This is a genomic window from Salinibacterium sp. SWN167 (assembly GCF_015864665.1).
Taxonomy (GTDB): Bacteria; Actinomycetota; Actinomycetes; order Actinomycetales; family Microbacteriaceae; genus Rhodoglobus.
In genome coordinates, this window is record NZ_JADYWU010000003.1 from 191,742 (window position 1) to 217,256 (window position 25,515).

The 25,515-nt window shown below is 60.7% G+C and carries 24 protein-coding genes; 16 read left to right on the forward strand and 8 right to left on the reverse strand.

Translation table 11 applies throughout. The features are described 5' to 3' along the window. Positions 1 to 67 precede the first annotated feature (67 nt). Positions 68 to 1,351: an FAD-dependent oxidoreductase gene (locus I6E60_RS14010; RefSeq protein WP_197180966.1), complete on the forward strand. Its 1,284-nt coding sequence runs from the start codon at positions 68 to 70 to the stop codon at positions 1,349 to 1,351. Between the two features lie 6 nt (positions 1,352 to 1,357). On the opposite strand, the gene I6E60_RS14015 is transcribed toward I6E60_RS14010, so the two are convergent. Beyond that, positions 1,358 to 2,020 (reverse strand): pentapeptide repeat-containing protein, encoded by a 663-nt coding sequence (locus tag I6E60_RS14015; RefSeq protein ID WP_197180968.1) that lies wholly within the window; start codon positions 2,018 to 2,020, stop codon positions 1,358 to 1,360. 86 nt (positions 2,021 to 2,106) lie between these two features. Between I6E60_RS14015 and I6E60_RS14020 the strand changes: the two genes are divergently transcribed. After that, complete coding sequence (locus I6E60_RS14020) at positions 2,107 to 2,547, forward strand: rhodanese-like domain-containing protein (RefSeq protein WP_197180970.1); 441 nt, start codon at positions 2,107 to 2,109, stop codon at positions 2,545 to 2,547. A 31-nt stretch (positions 2,548 to 2,578) separates the two neighbouring features. Here the strand turns inward: I6E60_RS14020 and I6E60_RS14025 are convergent, their stop codons facing one another. Further along, complete coding sequence (locus I6E60_RS14025; protein WP_197126539.1) at positions 2,579 to 4,015, reverse strand: helix-turn-helix domain-containing protein; 1,437 nt, start codon at positions 4,013 to 4,015, stop codon at positions 2,579 to 2,581. 140 nt (positions 4,016 to 4,155) lie between these two features. Here I6E60_RS14025 and I6E60_RS14030 point away from each other — a divergent pair, with 140 nt between their 5' ends. The 6 genes from I6E60_RS14030 (at position 4,156) to I6E60_RS14055 (ending at position 11,095) form a co-directional block, all read left to right on the forward strand. Next, positions 4,156 to 5,970, forward strand: coding sequence for a phosphoenolpyruvate carboxykinase (GTP) (locus tag I6E60_RS14030; protein ID WP_231601660.1), 1,815 nt, complete (start codon positions 4,156 to 4,158; stop codon positions 5,968 to 5,970). Between the two features lie 104 nt (positions 5,971 to 6,074). Then, positions 6,075 to 6,614, forward strand: a complete 540-nt coding sequence (locus I6E60_RS14035; protein ID WP_197126535.1) for a sigma-70 family RNA polymerase sigma factor — start codon at positions 6,075 to 6,077, stop codon at positions 6,612 to 6,614. Further along, the gene (locus I6E60_RS14040) at positions 6,607 to 7,344 is read left to right on the forward strand and encodes a hypothetical protein (RefSeq protein WP_197180974.1); all 738 of its coding nucleotides are present in this window, start codon (positions 6,607 to 6,609) and stop codon (positions 7,342 to 7,344) included. Before I6E60_RS14035 ends, I6E60_RS14040 begins: the two co-directional genes overlap by 8 nt. A gap of 57 nt (positions 7,345 to 7,401) precedes the next feature. After that, positions 7,402 to 9,432: a TPM domain-containing protein gene (locus I6E60_RS14590; protein ID WP_197180976.1), complete on the forward strand. Its 2,031-nt coding sequence runs from the start codon at positions 7,402 to 7,404 to the stop codon at positions 9,430 to 9,432. Positions 9,433 to 9,469: 37 nt separating this feature from the next. Beyond that, positions 9,470 to 10,207, forward strand: coding sequence for a PspA/IM30 family protein (locus I6E60_RS14050; protein WP_197126522.1), 738 nt, complete (start codon positions 9,470 to 9,472; stop codon positions 10,205 to 10,207). Between the two features lie 24 nt (positions 10,208 to 10,231). Continuing rightward, a complete protein-coding gene (locus tag I6E60_RS14055) occupies positions 10,232 to 11,095 on the forward strand; it encodes an arginase family protein (RefSeq protein ID WP_197180978.1) in 864 nt (287 codons plus the stop codon). On the opposite strand, the gene I6E60_RS14060 is transcribed toward I6E60_RS14055, so the two are convergent. Next, the gene (locus I6E60_RS14060) at positions 11,053 to 11,370 is read right to left on the reverse strand and encodes a DUF4333 domain-containing protein (RefSeq protein WP_197110676.1); all 318 of its coding nucleotides are present in this window, start codon (positions 11,368 to 11,370) and stop codon (positions 11,053 to 11,055) included. The two genes, I6E60_RS14055 and I6E60_RS14060, sit on opposite strands and share 43 nt — an antisense overlap. Positions 11,371 to 11,454: 84 nt before the next feature. Here I6E60_RS14060 and I6E60_RS14065 point away from each other — a divergent pair, with 84 nt between their 5' ends. From I6E60_RS14065 to I6E60_RS14075, 3 genes are read left to right on the forward strand one after another with little or no spacing between them, the layout of a single operon-like run. Further along, on the forward strand, positions 11,455 to 12,255 hold the full coding sequence (locus I6E60_RS14065; protein WP_197126517.1) for a crotonase/enoyl-CoA hydratase family protein: 801 nt from the start codon (positions 11,455 to 11,457) through the stop codon (positions 12,253 to 12,255). A gap of 58 nt (positions 12,256 to 12,313) precedes the next feature. Continuing rightward, complete coding sequence (locus I6E60_RS14070; protein WP_197180980.1) at positions 12,314 to 13,726, forward strand: NAD(P)/FAD-dependent oxidoreductase; 1,413 nt, start codon at positions 12,314 to 12,316, stop codon at positions 13,724 to 13,726. Beyond that, a complete protein-coding gene (locus tag I6E60_RS14075) occupies positions 13,723 to 14,190 on the forward strand; it encodes a hypothetical protein (protein ID WP_307841868.1) in 468 nt (155 codons plus the stop codon). The genes I6E60_RS14070 and I6E60_RS14075 overlap by 4 nt, the downstream gene beginning before the upstream one ends. Positions 14,191 to 14,211: 21 nt before the next feature. On the opposite strand, the gene I6E60_RS14080 is transcribed toward I6E60_RS14075, so the two are convergent. Continuing rightward, positions 14,212 to 14,565: a siderophore-interacting protein gene (locus I6E60_RS14080; RefSeq protein ID WP_197126513.1), complete on the reverse strand. Its 354-nt coding sequence runs from the start codon at positions 14,563 to 14,565 to the stop codon at positions 14,212 to 14,214. A 142-nt stretch (positions 14,566 to 14,707) separates the two neighbouring features. On the opposite strand from I6E60_RS14080, the gene I6E60_RS14085 reads away from it, so the two are divergent. Together I6E60_RS14085 and I6E60_RS14740 are read left to right on the forward strand one after the other, a co-directional pair. Continuing rightward, complete coding sequence (locus I6E60_RS14085; RefSeq protein ID WP_197126511.1) at positions 14,708 to 14,956, forward strand: hypothetical protein; 249 nt, start codon at positions 14,708 to 14,710, stop codon at positions 14,954 to 14,956. A 303-nt stretch (positions 14,957 to 15,259) separates the two neighbouring features. Next, positions 15,260 to 15,703, forward strand: a complete 444-nt coding sequence (locus I6E60_RS14740; protein WP_374189227.1) for an IS3 family transposase — start codon at positions 15,260 to 15,262, stop codon at positions 15,701 to 15,703. 163 nt (positions 15,704 to 15,866) lie between these two features. Here the strand turns inward: I6E60_RS14740 and I6E60_RS14095 are convergent, their stop codons facing one another. Genes I6E60_RS14095 through I6E60_RS14110 form a run of 4 tightly spaced genes read right to left on the reverse strand, consistent with a single transcriptional unit; the run spans position 15,867 to position 22,166 of the window. Further along, positions 15,867 to 17,387, reverse strand: a complete 1,521-nt coding sequence (locus I6E60_RS14095; protein WP_197126507.1) for a sulfatase-like hydrolase/transferase — start codon at positions 17,385 to 17,387, stop codon at positions 15,867 to 15,869. 29 nt (positions 17,388 to 17,416) lie between these two features. Next, complete coding sequence (locus I6E60_RS14100; protein ID WP_307841869.1) at positions 17,417 to 19,591, reverse strand: alpha-galactosidase; 2,175 nt, start codon at positions 19,589 to 19,591, stop codon at positions 17,417 to 17,419. Then, positions 19,588 to 21,093, reverse strand: a complete 1,506-nt coding sequence (locus tag I6E60_RS14105; RefSeq protein ID WP_197180982.1) for a sulfatase — start codon at positions 21,091 to 21,093, stop codon at positions 19,588 to 19,590. Before I6E60_RS14105 ends, I6E60_RS14100 begins: the two co-directional genes overlap by 4 nt. Before the next feature lie 38 nt (positions 21,094 to 21,131). Beyond that, positions 21,132 to 22,166: a LacI family DNA-binding transcriptional regulator gene (locus I6E60_RS14110; protein WP_197180984.1), complete on the reverse strand. Its 1,035-nt coding sequence runs from the start codon at positions 22,164 to 22,166 to the stop codon at positions 21,132 to 21,134. Positions 22,167 to 22,358: 192 nt separating this feature from the next. Here I6E60_RS14110 and I6E60_RS14115 point away from each other — a divergent pair, with 192 nt between their 5' ends. The 3 genes from I6E60_RS14115 to I6E60_RS14125 all read left to right on the forward strand — a co-directional run bounded on the left by I6E60_RS14115 (position 22,359) and on the right by I6E60_RS14125 (position 25,425). After that, a complete protein-coding gene (locus I6E60_RS14115; RefSeq protein ID WP_197126502.1) occupies positions 22,359 to 23,609 on the forward strand; it encodes an ABC transporter substrate-binding protein in 1,251 nt (416 codons plus the stop codon). An 82-nt stretch (positions 23,610 to 23,691) separates the two neighbouring features. Beyond that, a complete protein-coding gene (locus I6E60_RS14120) occupies positions 23,692 to 24,606 on the forward strand; it encodes a carbohydrate ABC transporter permease (RefSeq protein WP_197126500.1) in 915 nt (304 codons plus the stop codon). 3 nt (positions 24,607 to 24,609) lie between these two features. Then, positions 24,610 to 25,425, forward strand: a complete 816-nt coding sequence (locus I6E60_RS14125; RefSeq protein WP_197126498.1) for a carbohydrate ABC transporter permease — start codon at positions 24,610 to 24,612, stop codon at positions 25,423 to 25,425. Positions 25,426 to 25,515: the final 90 nt, after the last annotated feature.

The window sequence follows — 25,515 nt, forward strand, 5'->3', positions numbered from 1 at the left end:
CAACAGTAAGTACTGTTATTGTGAGTGAGCGCTAGTAACGCTATGACGAACATCATCAAGGAGAGCAATGACCATCGCACCTTCCCCCTCCAGCCCGCTCCCCGTCGTGGTCATCGGAGCCGGCCCGATTGGGCTCGCTGCTGCCGCCAACCTCGCTCAGCGAGGTATCGATGCCGTAGTGCTCGAAGCCGGCGACCATGCCGGTGCGGCCATTAGCGCATGGGGGCACGTCTCCCTCTTCTCCTCGTGGAAATACAACATCGACCCCAGCGGGCGTGCACTTCTCGAAAAAACGGACTGGGTCTCCCCCGACGCCGAAACCCTGCCCACCGGCGCCGAACTCGTGCGGGACTACCTAATTCCGCTCGCTGCTACCGCCGAGTTGGCACCGCTCATCCGCTACAACAGCCGCGTGATCGGGATGTCGCGCCAGAGCATTGACTCAACCAAGACGGTTGGCCGCGAGCGCCGGCCGCTCCTGGTGCGCATTGATTCCCCCAATGGCGTGTACGACATCCTCGCCTCGGCCATCATTGATGCCTCGGGAACCTGGGGCCACAACAACCCCATCGGTGCCTCCGGGCTGCCGGCAACAGGCGAGACCGACAGCGCTTCTTGGCTTACCGGCCCGCTTCCCGATGTTCTCGGCACCGATCGGGCTCGCTTCGCTGGCAAGCACACCCTCGTAATTGGCATGGGGCACTCCGCTGCCAATACGCTGCTTGCTCTCGCCGAACTGCGCGAGACTGACCCCGGTACAGAAATCACGTGGGCAATTCGCAGCCGCTCGGCCCGTCGACTCTATGGTGGCGGCAGCGCCGATGAACTACCGGGCCGCGGCGCCCTCGGCAGCAATCTCAAGGATGCCGTCGAATCCGGAGCGATCACTCTTCTGACTGATTTCACCGTCACCGAGCTCACTCCACAGCCCGATGGCCGCCTCACCGTCACGAGCCATAATCCCGATGGCGAGCAATCAGTGACAGTGGATGCTCTCGCCGCCGCCACCGGCTTCCGCCCCGATCTGGCGATCCTGAGGGAACTGCACCTTAGCCTCGACCCAGTGCTCGAAGCTCCCGTGACGCTGGCGCCCCTCATCGATCCGAATGTGCACAGCTGCGGCACCGTGGAGCCGCACGGAGCGAGCGTGCTCGCGCATCCCGAAAAGAACGTCTATATCGTCGGCATGAAGAGCTACGGTCGCGCGCCCACCTTCCTCATGGCCACCGGCTATGAACAAGTTCGTTCCGTCGTCGCAGCCATTGCGGGCGACGTGGCGAGTGCCGGCCGCGTGAACCTGATGCTGCCCGAGACGGGCGTCTGTTGCTCGACCACTAGCGGCGGTTGCTAAGCCGACTTAGTCTTCGAGCACGATCCCGAGGTGCGCGGCGAGGGCCGGTGCGAGTTCTGCCAGTTGGTAAGAGTTAATCGTCGCGCCCTTGAGATGTTCGACCCCCGTGACGTGGCGCAATTCGAGCGACCGCAAGTCGACGTTAGTGAGCTTGGCGCGGGTGAGGTCGAGAGTGTTCACCTGCGTGTTCGTGAACGCGACACGGTTTGCCGTAGCGCCGCCGAGGTCGAGCTCGTCGATCAGACAGTCATCGAATAACACATCTTGCAGGTGGGCGCCGCGCAGATTGAGGTATCCGATGCGGCAGTGCACGAAACGGATCGATCTCCACGTTGACTCATAGAATTCCGCCGACCCCAGCCGGGAGCCCTCGATACTCACGTCACGAAGATTAGAACGTGGGGCCGAGAAAATGGCGGCGTTCAGTTTTTCGAATCGCGTCTCCACGAAAGTGGCTGCTCGAAAGTTTGCCTCATTGGCTTCGAGCTCGATCAGTTCGCACTCCGTGAACGAAATCCCTGAAAGGTCATCTTCGCTGACATCGGATGCCGTGAACCGTTGCCCGTCATAGCTTTCGTGGGCGCGCAGCAACGTCGCTTCTCCATCGACGAGATTCTCCAGGCGAAGCGTATCGATGAGCGGAGCTGCCGTCACTGCTTTCTTCGCCATATAGCGGGGTGCTCCTTCTTCTAATGGGTTCTGCGTCGAACCGAAACTACCCCACCGCACCGACGCTGCGCCGCTAGCCTGAACTCATGACGCCTCCCGCTACCGCCGCAGACCGAGTTGCCCACTTTTCGAGCAAGCTCGACTGTGAAACTGATCCCTCGGATGTCGGGGCGGCGCTCGAGGCCAATGACCGCTTCGTGCTCATCGACTCGCGCGGCGACGCTGCGTGGGACCAGGGTCACGCGGTAGGTGCCGTGCATATGCCGACCGCCACCATCAGCGCTCGCGCCGACGCCGAGATCCCCCACGACATGCCTGTCGTCGTCTACTGCTGGGGCCCCGGCTGCAACGGTGGCACGAAAGCCGCGCTGGAGTTCGCGAAGCTCGGCTACGAAGTGCGCGAAATGATCGGCGGTTTCGAGTACTGGGCGCGCGAAGGCTTCCCCGTAGAGAGCAGTACCGGCCCCGTCATCCGCGAAAAGGATCCGCTCACCGCCCCCGTAGCGGCGATCTCCTGCGACTGCTAACCGCGAGATGATCCGGCCACGCGATACGCCGTTACCGCGCGTCGCTCGCGTGCAACTCCAAGAATTCGTAGAGCTCGCGATCATCCACTCCCGGGAAGGTTCCCGAGGGCAGCGGCGAGAGAATGTGGGCGTGAAGTTTGGCGCTCGACCACGCGTTACCTGACCAGCGATCGCGCAACTCGTCTTCGGGTTTGCGACAGCAGCTCTCATCGGGGCACGTTGACGACTTGCGAACGTCGGTCGCGCGGCCGCGGAACCATTTCGAGTGCGCGAAGGGCACCCCGATGGTGATGGAGAACTCTTCGGCATCCGTCGTTCCCGTTTGGGTTGACTCGAAGAAGCTGCCCTCTGGGGTGTCGGTGTATTGGTAGAACTCTGTCGTGCGGTTGGTGCGCGTGAACGCTGTTCGCGCGCTCCAATTGCGGCACACAAACTGGCCCTCCGCTGAACCGGTGACGTCAACGGGCAGCCGCAGACCATCATTTTCGTAAGCCTTGTAGACAGCCCCATCGTCGCCGACGCGCAAGAAGTGCGTTTCGAGATCGAGGTGCGAGGTTGCCAAGTTGGTGAAGCGCAGCGCTGCTGCTTCATGGGTGACGCCGAAGGCGTCCCGGAAGTCTTCAACAGCGATATTGCGATTCGTCTTGGCTTCACCCAAGAATGCAACGGACTGCTTGAGGGGCATGAGCACTGCCGCCGCAAAGTAGTTAATTTCGAGACGCTGGTGCAAGAACTCGGCGTAACTGGTGGGTTCGGTGTGCCCAAGAACGCGGTGCGCCATCGCTTGAAGCGCCATGGAGCGCAAGCCGTGACCGCCAGGAATAGATGCCGGAGGCAAGTAGATGCGTCCGTGCTTGAGGTCAGTAACCGAGCGTGCTGAATGCGGCAGGTCGTGCACATGCACGAGCTCGAAGCCGAGCGATTCTGCCATCAGGCTCACGGCCCGGTGAGTCAGGGCGCCCGAGGTGTGGTTTCCGGCAATCGTCAACTTTTCGGCTTCTTTTTCAAGCTCGGGCAAGTAGTTGTCGAGGGCACGCATGCGGATCCGCAGCTCGGTGTTGGCACGACGGGCCTCTTCAGGCGTGGCAATTGCTTTGCGCGACCGCGTCGAAAGTTCGTGGTGGAGGCCAACGATGGCTTCAAGCGTCTCATCGGGAATGCCCTTTGATGGGCGAATCTTGGGCAACCCCAGCGAGGCGTAGATAGTGCTGCGTTGCAAGCGATCCAGCTCGATTTCGAGGGCAGCGCGCTTGGTAGGCGGCGACTCCTCCAAGAGATCAGCCAGTTGGATGTCCGTGGCGGCCGCAATGGCCGACAGAAGAGTGAGTCGGGGTTCTCGTCGCCCGTTCTCCATCAGCGAGAGCTGGCTACCAGCCACACCGACCTTGTCTCCCAACTGATCGAGGGTCATGCCGGCGGTCGTGCGGAAATGTCGGATGCGTTGCCCGAGAGTCACAAGATCATTCACACGTTCACTATAACTAAAGAATAATGATTCTTACCACTCGATTCGCCAACGTGGGGAGCAAAAGTGCGTCATCATCGAATAACAATAGTTTTTTCAGCACTACAACTCTTCAGCGGAAGGTAGAAATGAGCATCGCCGAGATGACAAGAACGCACTTCTCCGCACCCGACGGAACAAACCAGAGTGTTATGACGTGGGTGGAACAGATCGCCGCCCTCACACAGCCCGACGATATTGTCTGGTGCAACGGCAGCGCAGAGGAAGCAGACGAGCTCGCGACCGAAATGGTTGCTGCCGGAACGCTCACCCGCCTCAACGACGAGTACCGTCCCCACAGCTACCTCGCCCGCAGCGATCCGAGCGATGTCGCCCGCGTCGAAGCGCGAACCTTCATTTGCTCTGCCGAAGAAGCAGATGCTGGCCCCTCGAATAACTGGGCACAGCCTGCAGAAATGCGCAACACGCTTGACGGCCTCTTCGCCGGCAGCATGCGCGGTCGTCGGATGTACGTTGTTCCGTTCTCGATGGGACCGCTCGGTTCCCCACTCGCCAAGATCGGCGTGCAGGTAACGGACTCCCCCTACGTCGTCATGAGCATGGGCATCATGACGCGAATGGGAACCGCCGTGCTCAATGCCATCGACGACTCCACTGAATGGGTGCGCGCCATCCATAGTGTCGGAGCACCACTGGCTGCCGGAGACACCGATGTGCCGTGGCCCTGCAACCAGACCAAATACATCAGCCACTTCCCCGAGACTCGCGAAATCTGGTCGTTCGGTTCCGCGTACGGCGGCAACGCGATTCTCGCGAAAAAGTCATTCGCACTGCGCATCGCTTCGGTAATCGCTCGCGAAGAGGGCTGGCTCGCTGAGCACATGCTGCTCCTCAAGCTCACCAACCCCCGCGGTCGTGTGTTCCACATCGCGGCAGCATTTCCCAGCGCCTGTGGCAAGACCAACCTGGCCATGCTCAAGCCGACCATCCCCGGTTGGAAGGCCGAGACGATTGGCGACGACATCGCGTGGCTCGGCAAGGGAGCTGACGGCCGCCTGCGCGCCATCAACCCTGAAGCCGGCTTCTTTGGAGTGGCACCGGGCACCGGCTACGCCACCAACGAAACCGCGATGGACACCATCTGGGGCAACACCGTTTTCACCAACGTTGGCCTGAAAGATAACGGCGACGTGTGGTGGGAAGGCATGAGCGATGAAGTGCCCGAGCACCTTATCGATTGGCAGGGTAACGACTGGACGCCAGAATCTGGCACCCCGTCGGCTCACCCGAACTCACGTTTTACTGTGGCAGCAGCACAATGTCCCAGCATCGCAGATGACTGGGAATCGCCACAGGGCGTCGTTATCGACGCCATAATCTTCGGCGGTCGCCGCGCGACCAACGTGCCGCTAGTGGTGGAGGCACGAGATTGGGAGCATGGCGTCTACCTGGGCGCCACTATCTCATCTGAGCGGACGGCGGCTGCCGAAGGCACCATTGGCGAACTACGGAGAGATCCGTTCGCCATGATGCCGTTCTGTGGATACAACATGGCAGACCATTGGGCCCACTGGCTCTCGGTCGGCCAGGATCTCCGCGGATCCGGCACGGTGCCGCGCATTTTCCAAGTCAACTGGTTCCGCAAAGGTGCCGACGGCTCCTTCTTGTGGCCAGGATTTGGCGAAAACTCGCGCGTGCTCGAATGGATTCTCAACCGTGTTGACGGCACGGTTGCCGCCCGCGAAAGCGCCCTCGGGTTGATGCCGCGTGAAGGCGATCTCAACATCGATGGTCTTGAACTCGCCGATGACACCATGGAACAGCTTTTTGCGATCGATAACGACTCGTGGATGGCCGAAGCCGAAGCCACCGAAGAGTTCTTTGCCACCTTCGACGGCCGGGTTCCTGCCGCCGTTTCTCGCCAACTTGAGCACCTGAAAACGCGTCTCCAGAGCTAACCAACGAAACCGCCTCGCCGTTCGTCTTTACTAGTGTGACCACAATTGCACTAACTATTGGCCATTCCTCGGCCACAATAGAGACGACGGCGAGGAGGGGCTCAGTGACTGAGACCGAAAACACCCCTGCCCGCTGGGAAGACGTAGTTACGCAACTCGTCGAAGAGCGCGGCGAAGCACTCGCGCGCTACGCGTACCTGATTTCGGGAAACCGCGACGACGCCTCCGACCTCGTGCACGATGCCCTCGTGAAAACATTCGGTCGCCTGCGCAACGGATTTGGCATCGCCAGCGCCGAAGCCTATGTGCGTCGAGCGATTCTGAACACCTACCTTGACCGCGGTCGAAAGATCAGCCGCTGGCGCAAGATTGCCCACCTCACGGTAGAGCCCGACATCCATGAATCTGCGGATGCCGACACTGAGGCTCGCTTAGATTTGCAGTCTCAGCTGATGAAGTTGCGCCCCCGCGAGCGCGCCTGCATCGTGCTGCGTTACTACGAAGACCTCAAGGTGGACGACATCGCTGCGACGCTGGATATCAGCTCAGGCGCTGTGAAACGCTACTTGAGCGATGCCCTCGGCCGCATGGCTGTAAGCCTTGATCGCGATGCTACCGACACCGTAGGGGGTCACCGTGGTTGATGAAAACGAGCTTCGAGCGCACCTGACGTCGAGCGAACCGCCAGCCATGGCCATCGATACGGCCGCTGTTATTTCACGCAGTAAGTCGCGTCGTCGGCCGCGCCAGTGGGCAGTGGGCGTGGTGAGCGCACTCGCGGTGAGTTCACTGATCTTTACGGGAGCCAGCATTATTCCGCTGTTCTCAAGCAGTGATACCGCGGTGAGTATGTTGGCGGACGATTCTGCTCCGGAGTCGGCCGCGGATTCGTCTGACGCAGGAGCAGCGCAGGCCGCTCCCGATGATTCCCGCGCTTTTGGCCTGTGTGGTGAGACGATTCCGGTGGAGTCTGCGTCGCCCTTCGGCTTGACGCTCGAACTCGAACTACCGGCAGCAGTCGTGGCGTCGGGCAGCGCCTTCGGAACGGTACGCCTGACCAACGACTCGGATGCCCCTGTGCAGGGAACAACCGCGTCGGTGCCTGACGTGAATCTCCTCGACGATTCCATCGTGATTTCCCACAGCCCCGATGCGCAGATTCTCTCGGTCATGCCGGTGAATTTGCAGCCTGGCCAAAGCATCGAGTTCTCCGTGGCTATCGCCATCTACGACTGCACCACCATCGACACGGGCGGAATGGTTGCCCCTGGCACGTATGCGATCAGCAGCACACTCGCGTTCGTTCCCACCGACCCTGCCGACGGCGCCGCCGCTGAGGTGCGCAGCGAACAGATGCCGATCGTTCTGCAATAACCCAAGGTTCCTGTCGTTAGACTCGCCGTGACACTTTTGTCGACGAAGGAGCATCCCGTGAAGGCACGATTGGGCACCGTTTTCGCCCTCGCTGCGGCACTAGCCTTGCTAACCGCAAGCCCTGCCCTGGCCGATGACCCAGTGAGCCTCGATGGTGCCTATGTCATCGACTCCGCTGGGGTGCTTGCGGGCGATAGCGGCGACGTTACCGACGCGCTGGATTCGTTGTATGACCGGGCCGGCATCCAACTCTTTGTTGTCTATGTCGACGAGTTCACTAACCCCTCCGCTCCCATCGATTGGGCGGATGCCACGGCAGAAGCTAATGGGCTCGGTGACGATGATCTTCTGCTCGCGGTTGCCGTCTCGCAGCGCCAGTACGCGCTGTCGGTTGCCGTCGATGCTCCCGTCACCGATGCCCAGTTGGATGCAGCGGAAGCCGCCATTGAGTCGCAACTGCGCGACGATAACTGGGGACAGGCTGCGATCGCTGGCGCAGATTCGCTCGCGGGCGATAGTGCTGCGGGCACTGGCACAGGCACAGATTCCAGCTCGACCGAGTCATCGGGTAGCGGCATCTCGGTGTTGCCGATTGTGGGCGGCGCGGCTGTGGTTGGTGTTGGTGCTTACGTGTTTTACCGTGTTCGCCGCCGCGGCAGCACAGGTGCAACTGCGGGCGCCCCCGTCGAGAGCGTGTCGCAAGAGGAACTCGACCGCCGGGCCGGAAGTGCGCTTGTCGAGCTAGATGACTCGCTCAAGACCAGCGAGCAAGAGCTCGGTTTTGCTGAGGCCCAGTTTGGCGCGGCGGCCACGACTAACTTCGCAGCATCACTGAAAGAGGCGAGCGATGCGGTGGCGCAGGCGTTCCGCCTCCGTCAGGAACTGGATGATAGTGAGCCTGAGACTGCTGAGCAGAAGCGGGCGATGACAATTGAGATCATCGAGCTGTGTGAGCGGGCAGATGATTTGCTTGATGCTCAAGCGGCCGCATTCGATGAGCTGCGCAAGCTCGAAACGAATGCGCCCGCAGCCCTCGCCGAAACGTCCACGCTGATCGCGAAGGCGTCGGAACGATTGCCCGCAACCGAGAGCGCGCTCGAAGTGCTCCGAGGTCGCTATGCGCCGGTTGCTATCGAAGCCGTGACTGACAATGGTGAACGCGCTCGCGCCTTGCTCGCCTCGGCCGTTGCCGATTCCACCGCCGCCAGCGCTGCCATCGAGGCGCAGAAACCGAGCGAGGCCGCCGTCGGTGTTCGCACCGCTCAAGCGGAACTAGGCCAGGCCATCCAACTCATGGATGCCGTCGATTCCCTTTCGACAGAACTCCAGTCTGCCGAGACCCAGCTTTCTGCCACGATCACTGACACCACCGGCGATATTGCTGCTGCTCGCGCGCTGCCTACTGATGCCACTGCCGGAGCGTTGCAGCCGGCGATCGCGGCTGCTGAAGCGGCTCTCGCGACGGCGCAGTCCGCGACGGATAACCCGGTGGCGAGCCTCAGCACTCTGGGTGACGCCAACGCTGCACTCGAGACAGTCTTCGTCGGCGTGCGCGATCAGCAGGCTGCCTTCGCCCACGCCGCGACACAGCTGTCGGCGGCTTTGGCTGCAGCGCAGTCCCGCATTACGACCACAGCGCAGTTCATCACCACCCGCCGTGGCGGTGTGGGGGCGACGGCGCGAACGAGAATCAGCGAAGCAGACCGTCAGTTCAAGCAGGCGTTGGCTTTGCAGACATCCGATCCCGTGACGGCGTTGACGCATGCGCGCCAGGCTGACCAGTTGGCGGCAAGTGCCTATGACCTCGCCCAGCGTGAGGTGTCGCAATTCTCGACGGGCAGCAGTTCCGGTTCGGGAATGCTTGGCGGTCTGGGTGGCGCGGTTGGCGGCAGCGGCGGCGACGTCTTGGGCGGCATCATCGGTGGTTTGATCGGTGGCAGCCTCGGATCGCGGTCGTCACGCCCGTCCAGCGGCGGTTCGTGGGGCGGGGGCTCTCGCTCGGGCGGATTCTCGGGTGGCGGCGGTAGACGTTCCAGTGGAAGTTCTGGACGCGGTGGTGGCGGTCGCAGTCGCGGCGGTAGATTCTAAGTACGGTTTCTTCGAAAACTCACGAAAGGCACTTCGCATGGCAAAGCAGTCGATTCTCGGTCGTATTTCACAAATGGTGAAGGCGAACATCAATTCCATCCTCGATCAGGCTGAGGACCCGCAGCTTATGCTCGACCAGCTGGTTCGTGACTACACCAATTCCATTGCGGATGCGGAGAGCGCTGTCGCTCAGACCATCGGCAACTTGCGCCTCATGGAGCAGGACCACGCCGAAGACCGCGAGGCTGCATCAGATTGGGGCCGTAAGGCTCTTGCCGCCAGCGTCAAGGGAGACGAACTTCGCGCCGCCGGCAATGCCGCTGATGCCGACAAGTTCGACAACCTCGCCAAGATCGCTATCGGGCGTCAGGTTTCTGCCGAGAACGAAGCTCGCGCTGCTGCCCCCACGATCGCCGCACAGACGCAGGTCGTTGACCAGCTCAAGAGCGGCCTCGACGGAATGCGCGCCAAGCTGAGCGAACTCACGTCGAAGCGCGATGAACTCGTTGCCCGCTCGAAGACGGTTGAGGCCCAGTCGCAGGTGCACGATGCTCTCAAGTCAATCGACCTCCTCGACCCCACCAGTGACCTCGGTCGTTTCGAAGACAAGATCCGTCGCGAAGAAGCCAAGGTTCTCGGTCAGCAGGAGCTCGCCGCATCCAGCCTCGATGCTCAGTTCGAAGGTCTCGAAGACCTCGGCAAGGTCACCGAAGTCGAAGCACGACTCGCTGCTCTCAAGGCTGGTGGCGCTCAGGCACTCACCGCCGGCGAATAGTTCGCCAGCACGAAAGTTCACACCATGGCACTCACTTATGTTGTCGTGCCCCAGTGGCAGGGTTCGGGTTCTTCTCGAGCCATGCAGCTGGTCGACGGAGCCGAGTCGATTCGGGGAGATCTTCCCTCCGCAGCGACTCGCTCCGTCGATGTCCCGCTTGAGGCGGGCGACCACCAGGGCACGGGTATCCACCGCTACAGTTCCCTGTTGCTCGTGCGTGACCGCACCCGCAACGCTCTCGCTGCCGACGACACACCCCACCTCACGATTGGTGGTGACTGTGGCGTTGAACTCGCCGCAATCGAGCATGTGAGTGCGCAGCAACCGGCCGTGGTGTGGTTTGACGCGCACCCCGACCTGCACACTGCGGCCTCCAGCCCGTCTGGCGCGTTCACCGGCATGGTGTTGCGCACCCTGCTGGGTGATGGGCCGGCTGAACTCGTTCCCGAGCATCCGGTGCGCGCTGATCGGGTCATTCTCGCCGGAGTGCGCTCAATCGACACGGCCGAAGACGAATACATCACACAGTCCGACATCCGGATGCTGGGCCCTGCCACCTTTTCAACGGAAGCGTTGCTCGAGGCCATCACCGCAACCGGCGCCGAGAGCGTCTACCTGCACATCGACCTCGACGTGCTCGATCCTGCCGCGCTGGCTGGGCTCGGCTCCCCCGTGCCGTTCGGGCTCGAAGCATCCGCGCTCACCGAGGCCATTCGCGCGGTGCTCGCGAAGTTCCCGCTTGCAGGAGCGGGCATCACCGAGTTTGCTCCGTCATCCGCCGCCCATGCCGTGGATGATCTGCCGACCATTTTGCGATTGATTGGCGCCCTCAGCAGCGCCAACACTCATTCGCGTGGTTCTTCAGACACCTCGACAGAAACCGAGTAGTTCGCGCCGTCGACATCACTGAGGGTGACACGGCTGTCGAAGTCTTCACCGAGCGTGGTGTCGGTGAGAACGCAATCGAGCTTCGTGCCGTTCTTGAGCGGGATGCTGTCGTCACCGCAGTCCATTTCGGGCAGTTCTCCCGTGGATTGTTCGAGCGCGCCTGCTGCCGTGGCAGCGATCTCACTCGCGGGGACTTCTACCGGAGGCTCGCTCGAGCAGCCGGCGATGAGCGCCGTCGACGCGAGAGTAAGTACGAGGATTGCGGAACGCAACACAGGAGCCTCCGAAAAGTTGGTGTGGGTATGAGCTTATCGCCAGCATCCGGCGACAGAACAGTCGGTGAGTCGTAGTCTGAAGACATGACTGACGCCAACACCAGCACGCCCAAAATCACTGTGGAGCGAGACGGTCACGTCTTGCTCATCGGACTTAATCGCACCGACAAGCGCAATGCCGCCGACATGGAGATGTTGCAGCAGCTGGCGCTTGCGTACGGCGAGCTTGAGCGCGACCCCGAGCTGCGGGCGGGTTTCGTTTTTGCTCACGGCGACCACTTCACTGGCGGCCTCGACCTTGCCGACATCGGCCCCCGCATTGGTGCGGACGGACTCGACATGGTGCCCGAGGGCGGCATCAACCCGTGGCAGGTTTCGGGCGAAAAGCTCTCGAAGCCTGTCGTGATTGCGGTGCAGGGCACGTGCCTCACGCTCGGCATTGAGCTGCTGCTGGCGAGCGACATTGCGGTTGCCGCCGACTCGACCGTCTTCGGCCAGGTCGAAGTCTCCCGCGGCATCCTCCCCTTTGGTGGTGCCACCATTCGCTTCCCACGCCAAGTGGGCTGGTCGAACGCGATGCGCTGGATTCTCACCGGCGACAGCTTCGATGCGGCCGAAGCCCACCGCATCGGGATGGTGCAAGAAGTTGTGCCCCACGGCGAGCAGTACGCCCGTGGCCTTGAACTGGCTCACCGCGTTGCGGCCCAGGCTCCGCTCGCGGTGCAAGCTGCGCTGGCCAATGCGAACCTTGCGATTCGCGAGGGCGATGCAGCGGCCGAGGCTGGCCTCCAGCCCGCCCTCGTAGCGGTCGCTCAGAGTAAAGATGCCAGAATTGGCATGGAAGCGTTTATGACGCGCACTACTGCCGAGTTCATCGGCCAGTAGGACCGCCGGCACAACCAATACCGGCCACACGCGCACCACCACCGCGAAGGAGTTCGAAATGACCGAGAACAACTGGGATGTCATCGTCATCGGAGCCGGAGCGGTTGGTGAAAACATTGCAGATCGCGCCGTTCAGGGCGGGCTTAGCGTCGTACTGATCGAGAGCGAACTTGTGGGCGGTGAGTGCTCGTACTGGGCCTGTATGCCGTCGAAGGCTCTTATCCGCAGCGGTCTCGCTCTGCGTGCTGTCGAGAAGCTACCGGGCGCCGCCGAAGCCGTCACAGGTGGCATCAACGTCGAAGCGCTCCTCGCTCGCCGCAACAGCTTCACCAGCAATTGGGATGACGCTGGTCAAGTGAAGTGGGTGAAGAAAGCGGGAATCGGGCTCGAGCGTGGTCACGCTCGCCTCGAAGGAGAGAAGAAGGTCACCGTCACGGCTGACGACGGAACTGTGAAGACCTTGACTGCCAATCATGCGGTCGTCGTCGCGACCGGCTCCGATCCGAAGCTTCCCAACATTCCCGGACTGATCGACGCCAAGCCATGGACCCCGCGTGAAGCGACCTCGGTGAAAGTTGTTCCCGAATCGTTCGCCATCATTGGCGGCGGCGTTGTGGGCGTCGAGATGGCCACTGCCTACCGTGACCTCGGTGCCGAAGTCACTCTGTTTGCCCGCAGCGGACTCCTCCACGGACAAGAAGAATTCGCCGGCGAAATGGTAGCGAAGGCACTCAAGGAGCGCGGCGTCACGATCGTTGCGGCCTCCCCCACGAGCGTGGAACGCACCGCTGACGGCGTCGTGATCACTACCGACGATGCCACTTTTACGGCATCCGAAGTTCTCATTGCTACTGGTCGCGCCGCGCGCACGAACGACATTGGGCTTGAGACCGTTGGCCTCGAGCCGGGTGACTGGATCCGGGTTGATGACACCATGCTCGTACCCGACACTGACTGGCTCTACGCCGTGGGTGACGTCAACCACCGCGCGCTGCTCACCCATCAGGGCAAGTACCAAGCGCGAGCGGCCGGTGACGTGATTGCCGCCCGTGCCAAGGGCGAGACCGTGGATGACGCCCCCTGGGGTGCGCACGTTGCGACGGCCGACCACGGCGCTGTTCCGCAAGTCACGTTTAGCGACCCTGAGGTCGCTTCGGTCGGGGTCATGTCGCACGATGCCGAGAAGCAGGGCATTGACGCCCAGGTCGTCGACTACAACATCGGGTGGGTTGCCGGCGCGAGCCTGCAGGCCGACTGCTACGAAGGTCACGCGCGCCTCGTCATTGACCGCGAGCGTCAGGTCATTATCGGCGCGACCTTTGTGGGTCAGGATGTTGCGGAGTTGCTGCACTCGGCCACCATCGCCATCGTGGGCGAGGTTCCGATCGCGCGCCTGTGGCACGCGGTTCCCTCGTACCCCACGATCAGCGAGGTGTGGCTGCGCCTGCTTGAAACGATCGGGCGTCCGTGAGCCGAGCACTAACGCTGGGCACGCGGCTTGGGCACGCGCTGGCGCGCGCCGAACACAGTCCGCGGGCTCAGCGAGTGCTGCTGCACCCAGTGGTCACGCGACCCGGCTACTGGTTTGCTACGGCATCCGGCCTGCTGTGGGGTGGCGTACTGAGTGGGCTGCGGGTGCGCTCTCAGGGCGGCGTTATCGTTGCCGAGCACGTGCCTCGCTGGGCCTTTGGTCGTGGCGGCACCACGATCGGCGCCGTGTATCTGACCTGCGACAACGCGAGCGATAACGTGTTGGAGCATGAGGCTGTTCACCGCGAGCAGTGGCGAAAGTACGGGTTGTGGTTTATCCCGCTGTATCTTCTGGCCGGGCAGAATCCACTAACGAATCGCTTCGAGGTTGAGGCGGGGCTTGAGCTCGGTGGCTATGTGCGCGCGAAGTCTTCGCGTGCGCCGGAAGGCAGCACGAAGAATTAGCGGACGGATGCTGGGCGCGAGCTAGTTCGAGCTGAGCAGGCGTGCGGGACCCTGATGGGCAACCCACGCGTAGACGGTGCTCTCACCGAAGGCGCTGACGGGGAGCATTTCGCTGAGCCACGCGTCGACCGAACGGGAAACGCTTTGGCCGCGCTCGCGCAGCAACCAGCACACGCTGAAACGGCCAGGAGCCGACAGCGGCTGGATGTCATCAGCCGAGTCGACCTCGATGAATACTTGGCCTCGTGACCGGGCCGGCAATGTCGCCAGAATCATCGAGATTGCGTCGATCGAGGTCTCGTCTCCCGCGAGCAAAACGCGGTCAGCCGACTGGGGATTCCAGGCGATCTGCGGGGTGAAAAGTTCGGGAAACATTGATCCCAGTATAGGCATGCCTTACCTAAATTACGAAGCCCTCTCGGCTGACTCTAAGTCTCAAATTCGGCCCGTGAACAGCACGACCGCGATTATGAGAATTCATCTTGTTCATCGGGGGTTCAGAAGGTACGCTGGCCCTGTGAAGCGAGCAACAATCGGAGGATTTGTAGTTCTGGGAATCAGCCTTGCGCTCTATCTTGGAGTCCTCGCCTCGACGTCTATCGCGCTCGCTCAACGCTCTGAGTGGAGCAGCACCGCATCCGAGTGGGTATCGACAATTTGGTGGTGGTCGATCTGGCTGATGGGTGTCAGCGCCATTCTTATCGCGATTCTGATCGCTGCGCAGATTGTGTGGGCGTACCTGCCCAAGGCATCTTCTCGCCGCTAGGGCGCCCGCTCGGCTCGAACCCTGCTTTCGCGAGCCTGATCGGAAGAAATACTAACTACACTTGCGCGGATTATGTACCTGCGCGCCAGACGACGTTGGGGCCGAAAACGCGCGCGGTTAAGCCCCCGATGCCGCCGGATGATGCAAATTCCAATGACGTCACCGTAGTGGCACCCTTCTGCGGGTGTGAGCCCTGCTCAGATTATTCGACTCAGGCGAGATGGAATCTTCAAGAATTCGACCATTTCCGCGCACTCTCCGTTCACGGCCATCATGAGGAATACCTCGATTGCTGCTGCGTGGATGTCACCGTGGTGCGTGTGGATCTCTCGCTTGAACGTGTCGATCGCTTGTGAAGGTTCTCTTACTCGGAGTTGCGCGGTTACCTGCAGAAAGTACGGCGTCTATGGGAGATGGAAAACGCATGCGCTGTTACGACGACGGGGATGGGTGATCGGCCGCGATCAGACCGAACGACTCATGCGCCCCTCCGGCGTCCGCGGGGTGAGACGCTCCAGACGAGGTTTCACGACACGAGCAGGCTCTGCGATAGATCAACCGAAGGATTCTCGTGCGTCGAGAGTTCACCGCGTCAAGCCCACGCCGACTGTGGGGGCTGCGGTGACCTCCGTCGCGACGTGGCGTGGGTTCGCGTGGGCTACATTCATCACCGATGTGTTCTCGAGGAGAATTATTGGCTGGAATGTCGAGTCAATGCTGCGCGCAGAGAGCCTGCCCCTGCAGTGATTGAACATGGCGGCGCGGTCAGCCGAAAGGACAAGCCGCTCGGAACTGGACCCAGGCCAGATCACTTCGACATTGCGGAGCCGCACCCACTACATGGCCCCTCGGCTGATCTGATCGCGGCGCTCGCCGCCTAGAGCAGACCCGATCACGCCGAATCGCACGTCTAGGCTTGCGCGGTGGTCGTGGGCCCGAAGTGGGCGAATGCGGTAACAATGTACGAGTTGATGATGTCGTCTTCATGCTCTTTGGCAAACCGCCATAGCCGCTCATAAAGGTCCCGCACGGTTGTTCGTAGGTGCGCCGGGATACGCGCACTCGGGGCTGCTCCGAGTGATCGGCCGGGAGTAGGGGCGAGAAGGTTTGTCATCTCGTCAGGATCGGCGACGCGATCATAGAGCTCATCATCATCGAACATGTTGTACACAAGTTTCCAGTTGTCTGTCATCACGATGCGCTGGATACCGTACGCTTCATTTCCGTTCGATTGGAAGACAAGTTCATTGCGGGGCAAGTTCAGCGCTTGTCCGCGCAGTGCGGCAGACAATGAGAAACCCGAGGGTCGGGTACGGCTGGTGACGCCGCATTCCTCTAGCAGGGTGGGCCCAAGATCGACGAGGCTGACGGGGACATCACAGGTGGTGCCGGCGGCGCGCGTCGAAATATTCGCCCCGCCGATCACCAAGGGCACGTTGTACGCCGCGTCGAAGGAGGGAAGCCCCTTTGCCCACAACCCGTGCTCGCCGGTGTAGTCGCCGTGGTCGGACACATACAGCACGAGAGTATTTTCTAGCTCACCTGATGCCTCAAGTTCGTCAAGAAGTCGCCCAAACAAGTAGTCCTCGTACGAGCAAAACGCAAGATAGTGCCGCAGGGACTCTCGGTGTTCTTCGAGCGAGAGCTGGTCGAACGGGTCGCGTGTTCGACGATAGAGCGCGGGCTTATCGATCAACGGATCCAAGAAGCTCGCTGGCAGGGTGATTTCTTCAGGGTCGTACATGTCGAGGAATCGTTGCGGTGGTGTGTACGGGTCGTGGGGACCCAATGTTCCGACGTACAGCATCCACGGCCGCTCACCGTCGGCTCTCTCCGCAATGAACGACACGGCCTGATCTGTCACGGCGTCGTCTCGGAAGGGGGCTTCATCAACGCCGTACTGCACGTATTGGGGCCACCCCGGTCTGATGATCTCCCCCGGCATTCGCTCGCTCGCGTCTGAAGACGCGAGCGAGTTCTTCAGCTCTGCCCACTCAGCATTTCTTGCGGTGGTGTGTTCACTTTCTTTGCTCGACGCGGCAGCCGGCATCGGCGGGTGCAAGAACAATTCATCCCAGCCGAAGACTTCGGGCGACTGCGAATTACTTACGTGCCATTTTCCAGAGAAACCGAGCTGATAGCCCGCTTCAGCGAAGTCCTGAGACCAGAAAGCGACTTGTTCCCGCGGTCCTCTTGAGAGGGCATTCGAAACGTTCACGTTGTTCCACACGCCGTGTTCGGACGGATATCGGCTTGTGAAGAAACTCGCTCGCGACGGGCAACAGTGCGGCGAAGGCGCATACGCGCGGGTAAAAGTCACGCCAGTGTTTCGAAACTTGTCGATTCGCGGAGTGATCGCTCGTACAGGGTGCGCCGGGTCGATGGTTGAACCACGCTGCTGATCCGTCATGAAAACAAGAACGTTGGTCACAGTTTCCCCTTCATCTGGACTCGATACGTCTACGTGACGCGCTGGAACTCGATGATCACCGCTTGCTGAGGATCGAGCGACGGCAGGGGTAGACCTAACACCGTCAGAGCGTTCCCATCGAGAATGAGTGGGTCTGATTCGCCGGCGAGCATCCACGCGGGGTGGGTGAACGACTGACTCATTGGCGCTCCCACATCGAATCGCACGCGAACCTGATACTGGCGATCGGGGTCAAGCCCGGGAATGGGAACGCGCCCATACTGCCCCAGAGAAGACGTTCGCACTTGCGCGAGCTCAAACAGTGCATGAGAGCCGTCGTGCGCGACGACGCCATGGAGTACCGCGGCATCGTCGGCGAGGTCCGCATTTACCGCAACACCGCTATGGATTAACGAACGCATTTCTTTGTAGAGATCGGCCCAGGTGCGGAAGATATCGATTTCGGGCTGCGCGAACTTTGTCAGGTTGCTTTCGATTCCAGAATGCGCAAACAACGCGGTGGTCATTCGGAACGATTGCTCGGTGGTTCGCTTAGTTGTGTGGGCGCGGGGCTCACCGATATGCGCCCCCATAAGCTCGGGCGGGATCAAGAGTGTCGTCCATTGCTGAATCACCTGGCGCTCAACGGGATCATTGCAGTCCGAACCCCACACGCGATCTGTCCGTTCGAGAATGCCGAGATCGATGCGGCCGCCGCCGCCGGCGCACGACTCAATCTCTAGCCGAGGGTGACGCCGCCTCAGTTCATCCATCAGGGCGTAAGCCGCGAGGGTCTGGTCTCGGGTCCCCGCACGGTCGCCGTCAGATGTTTGACGGGAGGCTTCGACGAGATCGCGGTTGTGGTCCCACTTGATGTAGTCAATCGCGTGCTCGGCGATAAGCGCATCCATGAATCCGAGGATGTACTCCCACGCATCGTGGTTAGCCAGATTGAGCACGTGTTGTGAACGCGCAGGTAAGCCGACTCCTGACGCTGGTGCGAGCACCCAATCGGGATGCGCACGTGCGGTGTCTGAGTCGAGGTTGACCATTTCAGGTTCGAACCAGAGCCCGAACTGCATGTTGTGCTTGCGCACGTGCGCGACGAGCTGGCCAAAGCCTTGGGGCCACGTGAGTGGATCGATCCACCAGTCGCCCAATCCCGCGGTGTCATCGTGACGCGCGTGAAACCAGCCATCATCGAGCACGAATCGTTCCACGCCTACCTCGGCAGCGCGGTCGATCAGCTGCGTCAGGGTCTCGTAGTCGTGATCGAAGTACACGGCTTCCCACGAGTTGAGCGTGAGCGGTCGCGGAGAAGTTGGGTGGTGAGGACGAGCGCGCAGGTGCGCATGAAACCGCGACCGGATGCCATCGAGGCCGTTACCCGACCACACGAACATGATGGTCGACGTCGCGTAGGTCTCGCCAGGGTGCAGCCGCACTTCTCCGGTGCGGAGGAGTTCCGCTCCACCTAGAGAGGTGGTCAAGGCGCCGGCGCCTTCCGGGAGTCGTTCGACGTGCCATGTTGAGTCGCCACTCCAGGCAATGTGCATCGACCATACTTCGCCGGTGCGGTGGCTAAAGCCGGGTGTCCCCGCACTCATGACGTACGGGCTGTCGGATCCGGTCTTTCCTCGACGCGTCTCGCGAGCATGGATGCCATCCGCCAATTGTTGGCGTTGTGGAGATCGTTCTCGAATCCACTTGCCGCTGAAATCAAGGATCTCCGTCGCCCGAGAGGGCAAAGGGAGACTCAAAGACAGTCGCTCAACGCTCAAGACGCTGCCAGCGATTGAGGTGACTGAGGCTTGCGCCGAGATTACGCCCTGCATGCTCAGGGCGTACGTTGCGACAACCCGCACCCCGTTCTCTTCGTCGGAAAGCGTGAACGCAACGGAGTCGCCCTCGGGGCTCGCGCTGATCTGCGTCGTGCTGAAGCGGCAGGTTAACTGGTAACCATCGCGCGATACCGCAATACCGGGACGCCCGAGCCAGCCGGTCTGCTCGCTGGGGAGAATTCCGAACACGCGTGGCACGTCGGGCGCGGCGTTGAGCTGAGCGGGAACGGCGGTGAGTGCAAGCATGCGTCGAGCTTCGTCATCGAGATGGCCAAGATCCGCTCCCCAGTGAATCACCGCGGGAACGGCGCCGGTCGCATCGAATATGAGGCTGGCACCTCCCCCGCGCAGCACGACGACTCCCGATTCGTTCAACGCGCTCACGCGACAGCGATTCGTGCGTAGCGGCTTACCTCGCGCGTGAGCTCTGCGTTCATGAACTTGCCCAGCAGTTCAGCGCGAAGTTCACTGTGCTCTGCTTCGTCGAAGAGGTTGTGGGTCTCGCCAGGATCAGAGTGTAGATCGAACATTTCTCCATAGTTTTCATCTCGGTAGATCGTGAGCTTGTATCGATCGTCGATATAGGTGCGGATGTGCACACGCGTGGGTTGGTGGCGGTTTTCGACCAAGACATGGTCACGCGCGTGTTCTTGCTCGGCTTTCCACACGGGCAGTTGGTTGACTCCCTGCATCGAAAGGGGAATCGGCAGGTTCGCGGCCGCCAACATGGTGGGAGTGAGGTCGACGAGACTTTGCAGTGCTGTTGAGTGCGAGCCTGCGGGGATGCGCCCGGGGAACCGCGCCATCATCGGAACTCTCAGAAGATCCTCGTAGTGGAACGCTCCCTTGGCGATCAAGCCATGCTGACCCAGGAAGTGACCATGATCCGTCGTGAAGATGACAAGGGTGTCCTCCGTGAGGCCAAGCGCGTCAAGTCGGTCGAGCAGGGTGCCAACTGCGTCATCGATGAACGACATCATGCCGTAGTAGATCGCGATGTTGCGGCGGAGCTCGTCGTCGTCGATGAGATGGCTGCCAAACCCATGATTCTCGTACGGCGTCTCTTGCCACGGCGAGTAGTCGGGTGCCTCTTCTTGAGTGAGCCGGTGCCACACCGGCATGCGATCAAGTTCGCCCGGAGCGAGCGAGCCGGGTGTCACGTCGGCCGGATCGTACATAGAGGCCCAGGGCTCGGGAACAACGTACGGCGGGTGGGGGTCTTGGAAGCTGGCCCAAAGGAAGAACGGCGAGTCACTCTCTGCCGCCATATCGAGAGCGTGAGCGCTGCGTTCCCGGACAAAGTTTGTGTAGTGATATTCCTCAGGTAGATCCCATGAATGTCTGCGGGGATTGGATCCGTCGTCGTTCTGAAAGTAGTCGCGCCAGTTCGTGAGTCCCTTGTCTTGCATCCAGAGGGCGTAATGCTGCCCGGCCCATCGTTCATCAGCATGATTTCGCGCCAGCTCAATGTGGTCGAACCCGTAATAGGGTCCGGTGAAGGAGCGCCAAAAATCGAGATCTCTCAGGGTGGGCATGGCTTCGAGCGATGTCTGATCAGGCTGGGATGCCAGCGGCTGGAAATGGGCCTTACCAATCAGTGTCGTGGAGTAGCCTGCGGCACCAAGAATCTCACCAACGGTCTGTTTGTCCTCGTCCAGTTTGGTACCGATGGTCCAGCAACCGTGGAGTGACGGATACTGACCCGTGATGATCGACGATCGTGACGGCGAGCAGAGCGGGTTCGGGCAGTATGCGCGATCAAGCACAACGCCGGCTTCCCCCAACCGGTCGAGGTTCGGGGTCTTGAGTAATGGAGTCCTGCTACCAAGGGCGTCGAAGTGTTGCTGATCGGTCGTAATGAGCAAGATGTTGGGATTTTTAGACATCAGAAGTCCGTTCAAATATCGTCAGAGAGCGTGGCGCGTCATTGCGCGACGCTAGGAGGGCACCCGCAAGACGCACGTCGCACGAGGGTGGTGCTGAACATGCGAGATTCAGCAGGTTCTGAAAGACGCAGTCGAACAATGGCTTCGACGGCGGCGTCTGCCATCTCATCGATGGGCTGTTGCATTGCGGTCAATGCGGGCCAGGTGTATTCAGACTCAGGGGAGGCATCGAACGAGACGATCGCGAGTTCATCGGGCATCCGCACTCCCGCTTCGTGAGCGGCCCGGATAACTCCGGTTGCTTGCACGTCGGATGCGACGAAAACCGCTGAGGGCGCTGCGGCGCTTTCGACGAGCGCCCGCCCAGCTTCGAGCCCCCCGGCACGCGAGAAATCTGCACGGAAGATGGGTCCCCGTCGAAGCCCCGCATCAGCAAGCGCATCCATCCACCCCACTTCTCTCGAATGCGCGATCCCTGCCATCTCTGGGCCCACAACGAGGCCGATCCGAGTGTGGCCGTGCTCAATCAGGTGTTTCACCCCTTCGCGGGCTCCAGCGCGGTGATCGACGGTAAACGCGAGACCGCCGGGCGTACCGATATTGCACCCGAACTCTACAAACGGTGTCTTCGTTGCACCGAGCGTGGTTGCGCTTTGGTCCGCGACGGTGCTCAACATGATGATGCCGTCAACTTGTCGCGACGTGAAGCTGTGCATCAGTTGCGCTTCGCGCTCGCGGCTTGAGTGTGAGTGCGCGACAAGCAGGTCGAAGCCGTGAGCGACGGCGGCCGTCTCTACGGCGACCGCGAGTTCAGCGAAGTAGAGGTTGGTGGCGTCAGGAATAACCATGCCGAGGAGTTGGGTCGCACCAGTTTTGAGACTTCGCGCAGCGGCGTTAGGCCGATACCCGAGTGCTGCCGCTGCTTCGAGTACGCGTTTACGCGTCGCGGGCGCCACTGACTGTGGCCCGGCGTTCGTCACGTAGCTCACGACAGCTGTGCTGACGCCAGCCAGTTTCGCCACATCCGCGCGGGTGGCGCGGCCCGGGGCAGCTTGTGTGCTCGCCGTGCTCATGAGGTTCCTGTCTCAATCGGCAGCCGTAGTGACTGCGTTGTCATTTCTACCAAAGTATGGACTAGCTAGTTACTCCAGTCAAATGTGGAAAAACGTGGAAAGTCCAGCATGAAAGAGACTCTTGCCAACGAAAAGTTACTCGTGTAACGTCAGGGCACAGCAGACTTGCACCTCGATTGCAAAGGAAAGACAATGAAGTCAATAAAGGCAATTTCGGCTGTTGCGCTCGTCGCAACCCTTACTCTCGCCGGATGCTCATCCGGAGCCAATGGCGGCGACGCTGGCGGCGACGTCACGATCGAATTCCAGACGGGATTCGCAGTCGATGACGGCGAGATGACGCTGATGAAAGAGCTTGTCTCTGAGTTTGAGGCCAGCAACCAGGGCGTCACGATCGACCTGATCGCGGCTGGTACCGACTACGAGTCGGATATGAAGGTTCGCCTGGCTGCGGGCACAGCGCCAGACATCTGGAACACGCACGGCTGGTCGCTGCTGCGATACAGCGAATTTCTTCTGCCCTTGGAAGATCAGCCTTGGGCGGACGACGTCATTGACTCGCTTGACGAGACGATGCGCAACGACGCGGGCGAAATTTTCGCTCTGCCCACCAACATCGACATCTCAGGCTTGATTTACAACGCAGATGTTCTTGAAGCGGCCGGAGTCGACCCGTACGGGATCGAATCCTGGGATGACTTCGACGACGCAGCTGATGCGGTCAACTCCGATACGGTTTCGCCGATCTATCAGGGAGGCAAGCCGCTCGCGGGAGCGCTAGCTGACCGTGTCGTCAGCGGAACGTTCGATGACGATGATCTCGCCGAGATGCTGGATGGCTCCTTCGTGACGCCGGCTTACGAAGAGATGCTTGATCTGGTGCAGGACTGGGGCGACTCGGGGTATTTCAACCCGGATTACTCCTCAGCCAGCCGCGACGACATGGCGAAGGCACTGGCTCAGGGCCAGGCCGCATTCATGTACGGGCCCTCGCTACTGTTCGATAACGCGTGGAGCTTCAACCCCGATGCCAACCTCGGGTTCATGCCAATCCCCACCACTACAGGAGCACCTCGCTACCTCGTGGGTGGCGAACGCACGGCGTTCGGCATCTCGAATAAGACCGAGAACCCAGACGAGGCGAAGGCCTTCATCGCCTTCCTCGCGGAGAACGACACGGCGCTCGCCGCAGCATCCACTTCACCTCCCGGGCTTACGACGGCGACTATGGAGCTGGGAAAGTTGCAGCCGAGCTTCGAAAAGTGGATGACTGAAGAAGAAGTGCCTGTGCTGCCCTACTTCGACCGCGTGTACCTTCCTAACGGTTCGTGGGAATCCATGCAGGTCACTACCGACGTCGTGATTACCGGACAGGGCACACCTGCGCAGGCGACTGAGCAAATGAAGTCCACTTACGACAGCCTCCGGGGCCAGTCCGAGTAGGACGCCTAAAATCCCCGGGTGGGTTGCACAGATACTGCCCACCCGGGGCACCATCCCCTCGTCGACAAAGGAGCCGACTCTCATGACTACTGCACCGCTCAAGCCGTCGCGCGGCCTGCGCCGTAGCGCCACCCGTGGCGGTGGCTACGTCAACCTGCTGTATCTGCCTGCACTCGTGCTGTTCGCAGTTTTTATGATCTACCCGCTCATTAGCGGCATCGGCTTAGCATTCACGAACTGGAACGGGTATAGCGAAGCGCGCAGCTTCGTCGGATTCGACAACTTTGCGCGGCTATTCTCCGATCCCGTCTTTGCGACAGCGGTGCGCAACACCTTCATATTCGGCATCGGTTGCACGATTATTCAACAAGTCTTCGGGCTGGGGCTGGCCATCGCATTGGATAAGCCGTTGCGTGGACGTTCGACCGTGCGTGCAATCGTGTATCTGCCCGTGCTCGTCTCGCCGATCATCATGGGCACGATGTACTACCTCCTCCTGCAATACAACGACGGCGCGTTCAACGACGTCGTGGTCGCGTTCGGTGGTGAGCGTATGGCGTGGTTGGCTGACTCTTCAATGGCGATCGCGATCATCGTCGCCGTCAATAGCCTCCAGTTCATGGGCATCTCAATGATCATTTACCTGGCCGGATTGCAATCAATCCCTGAAATGTATTACGACGCCGCGAGCCTCGATGGAGCGACGACCTGGCAACAGTTCCGATACGTCACTGTTCCCCTACTGCAACCGGCATTTGCGACCAGTATTGTGCTCAACCTCATCGGTGGCTTGAAACTGTTCGACGTCATCAAAATCTTGACGAACGGCGGCCCGGGATATTCGACCCAGTCGGTCTCCACACTGATTAGCACGACCTACTTCGACAGCCAAAGCGCTGGCTATGCGTCGGCGATGGGAGTTGCACTCTTTGCGATCATCATCGTGATCACGATCATTATGAATAAGGTCCTCGGTAGCCGGAAGGTGGAGGCATAGATCATGTCCAGACTCTCGAAAGTACTTATCGGAATCGGGCTAGCCGTCGTCTGTTTCGTGCAGCTACTGCCGTTCTACGTGGCGTTGACGACCTCGCTGAAACCGAAGACTGACTTATCGTCCCAGCTCGCGCTGCCGGGCGAAATCTTCTTCGGAAACTTTGCCAGCGCGTTGGATGATGGCAATATTCTGCGGGCGATCGTGAACAGCATCATTGTCACGGCAGTCTCGACATTCTTCGTGTGCGTGCTGGGTGCGCTCGCTGCGTACCCTTTGGCACGCAGAGGCACGTGGGTGAACAAGGTGATCATGCTCGTCATTTTGAGCATGATCATGGTGCCACCGCTCAGCATTTTGGTGCCGTTGTACACAATGCTGAGCAAGATGGGTGGAGTCAACACCTATTGGGGCATCATCTTGGTGATGATTGCGACGCACCTCTCATTGAGCGTCTTTCTGTACGCTGCTTTCCTTCGCACTATTCCTAGTTCTTTGGAAGAAGCGGCCAAACTCGATGGCGCCAACCTCCTGCAGACTCTGTTTTACATCGTGTTCCCGCTGCTGAAGCCGGTGACAGCGACGGTCATCATTCTCACGGGAATCGCCACGTGGAATGAATACGCTTTGTCATCGTTCATTTTGACCAAACCCGACGTGCAGACGATCGCACCCGCGATTGCCTCGTTCTTCTCGTTGCAATCCAGCAATCTAGGGGCAGCAGCGGCCGCCGCGCTACTCGCGCTTGCACCGGTCTTGATTGCTTACCTGTTCCTGCAGCAATACTTCATGAAGGGCATGGTTGCTGGCGCAGAAAAGTAGACCACGGTACCGAGCGGTGTGTCCTGTGTGCCAACGCAGGGCGCGCCGCTTTGTGCGTATGAGGCAATGACCCCTTCTCGAAAGCTATGG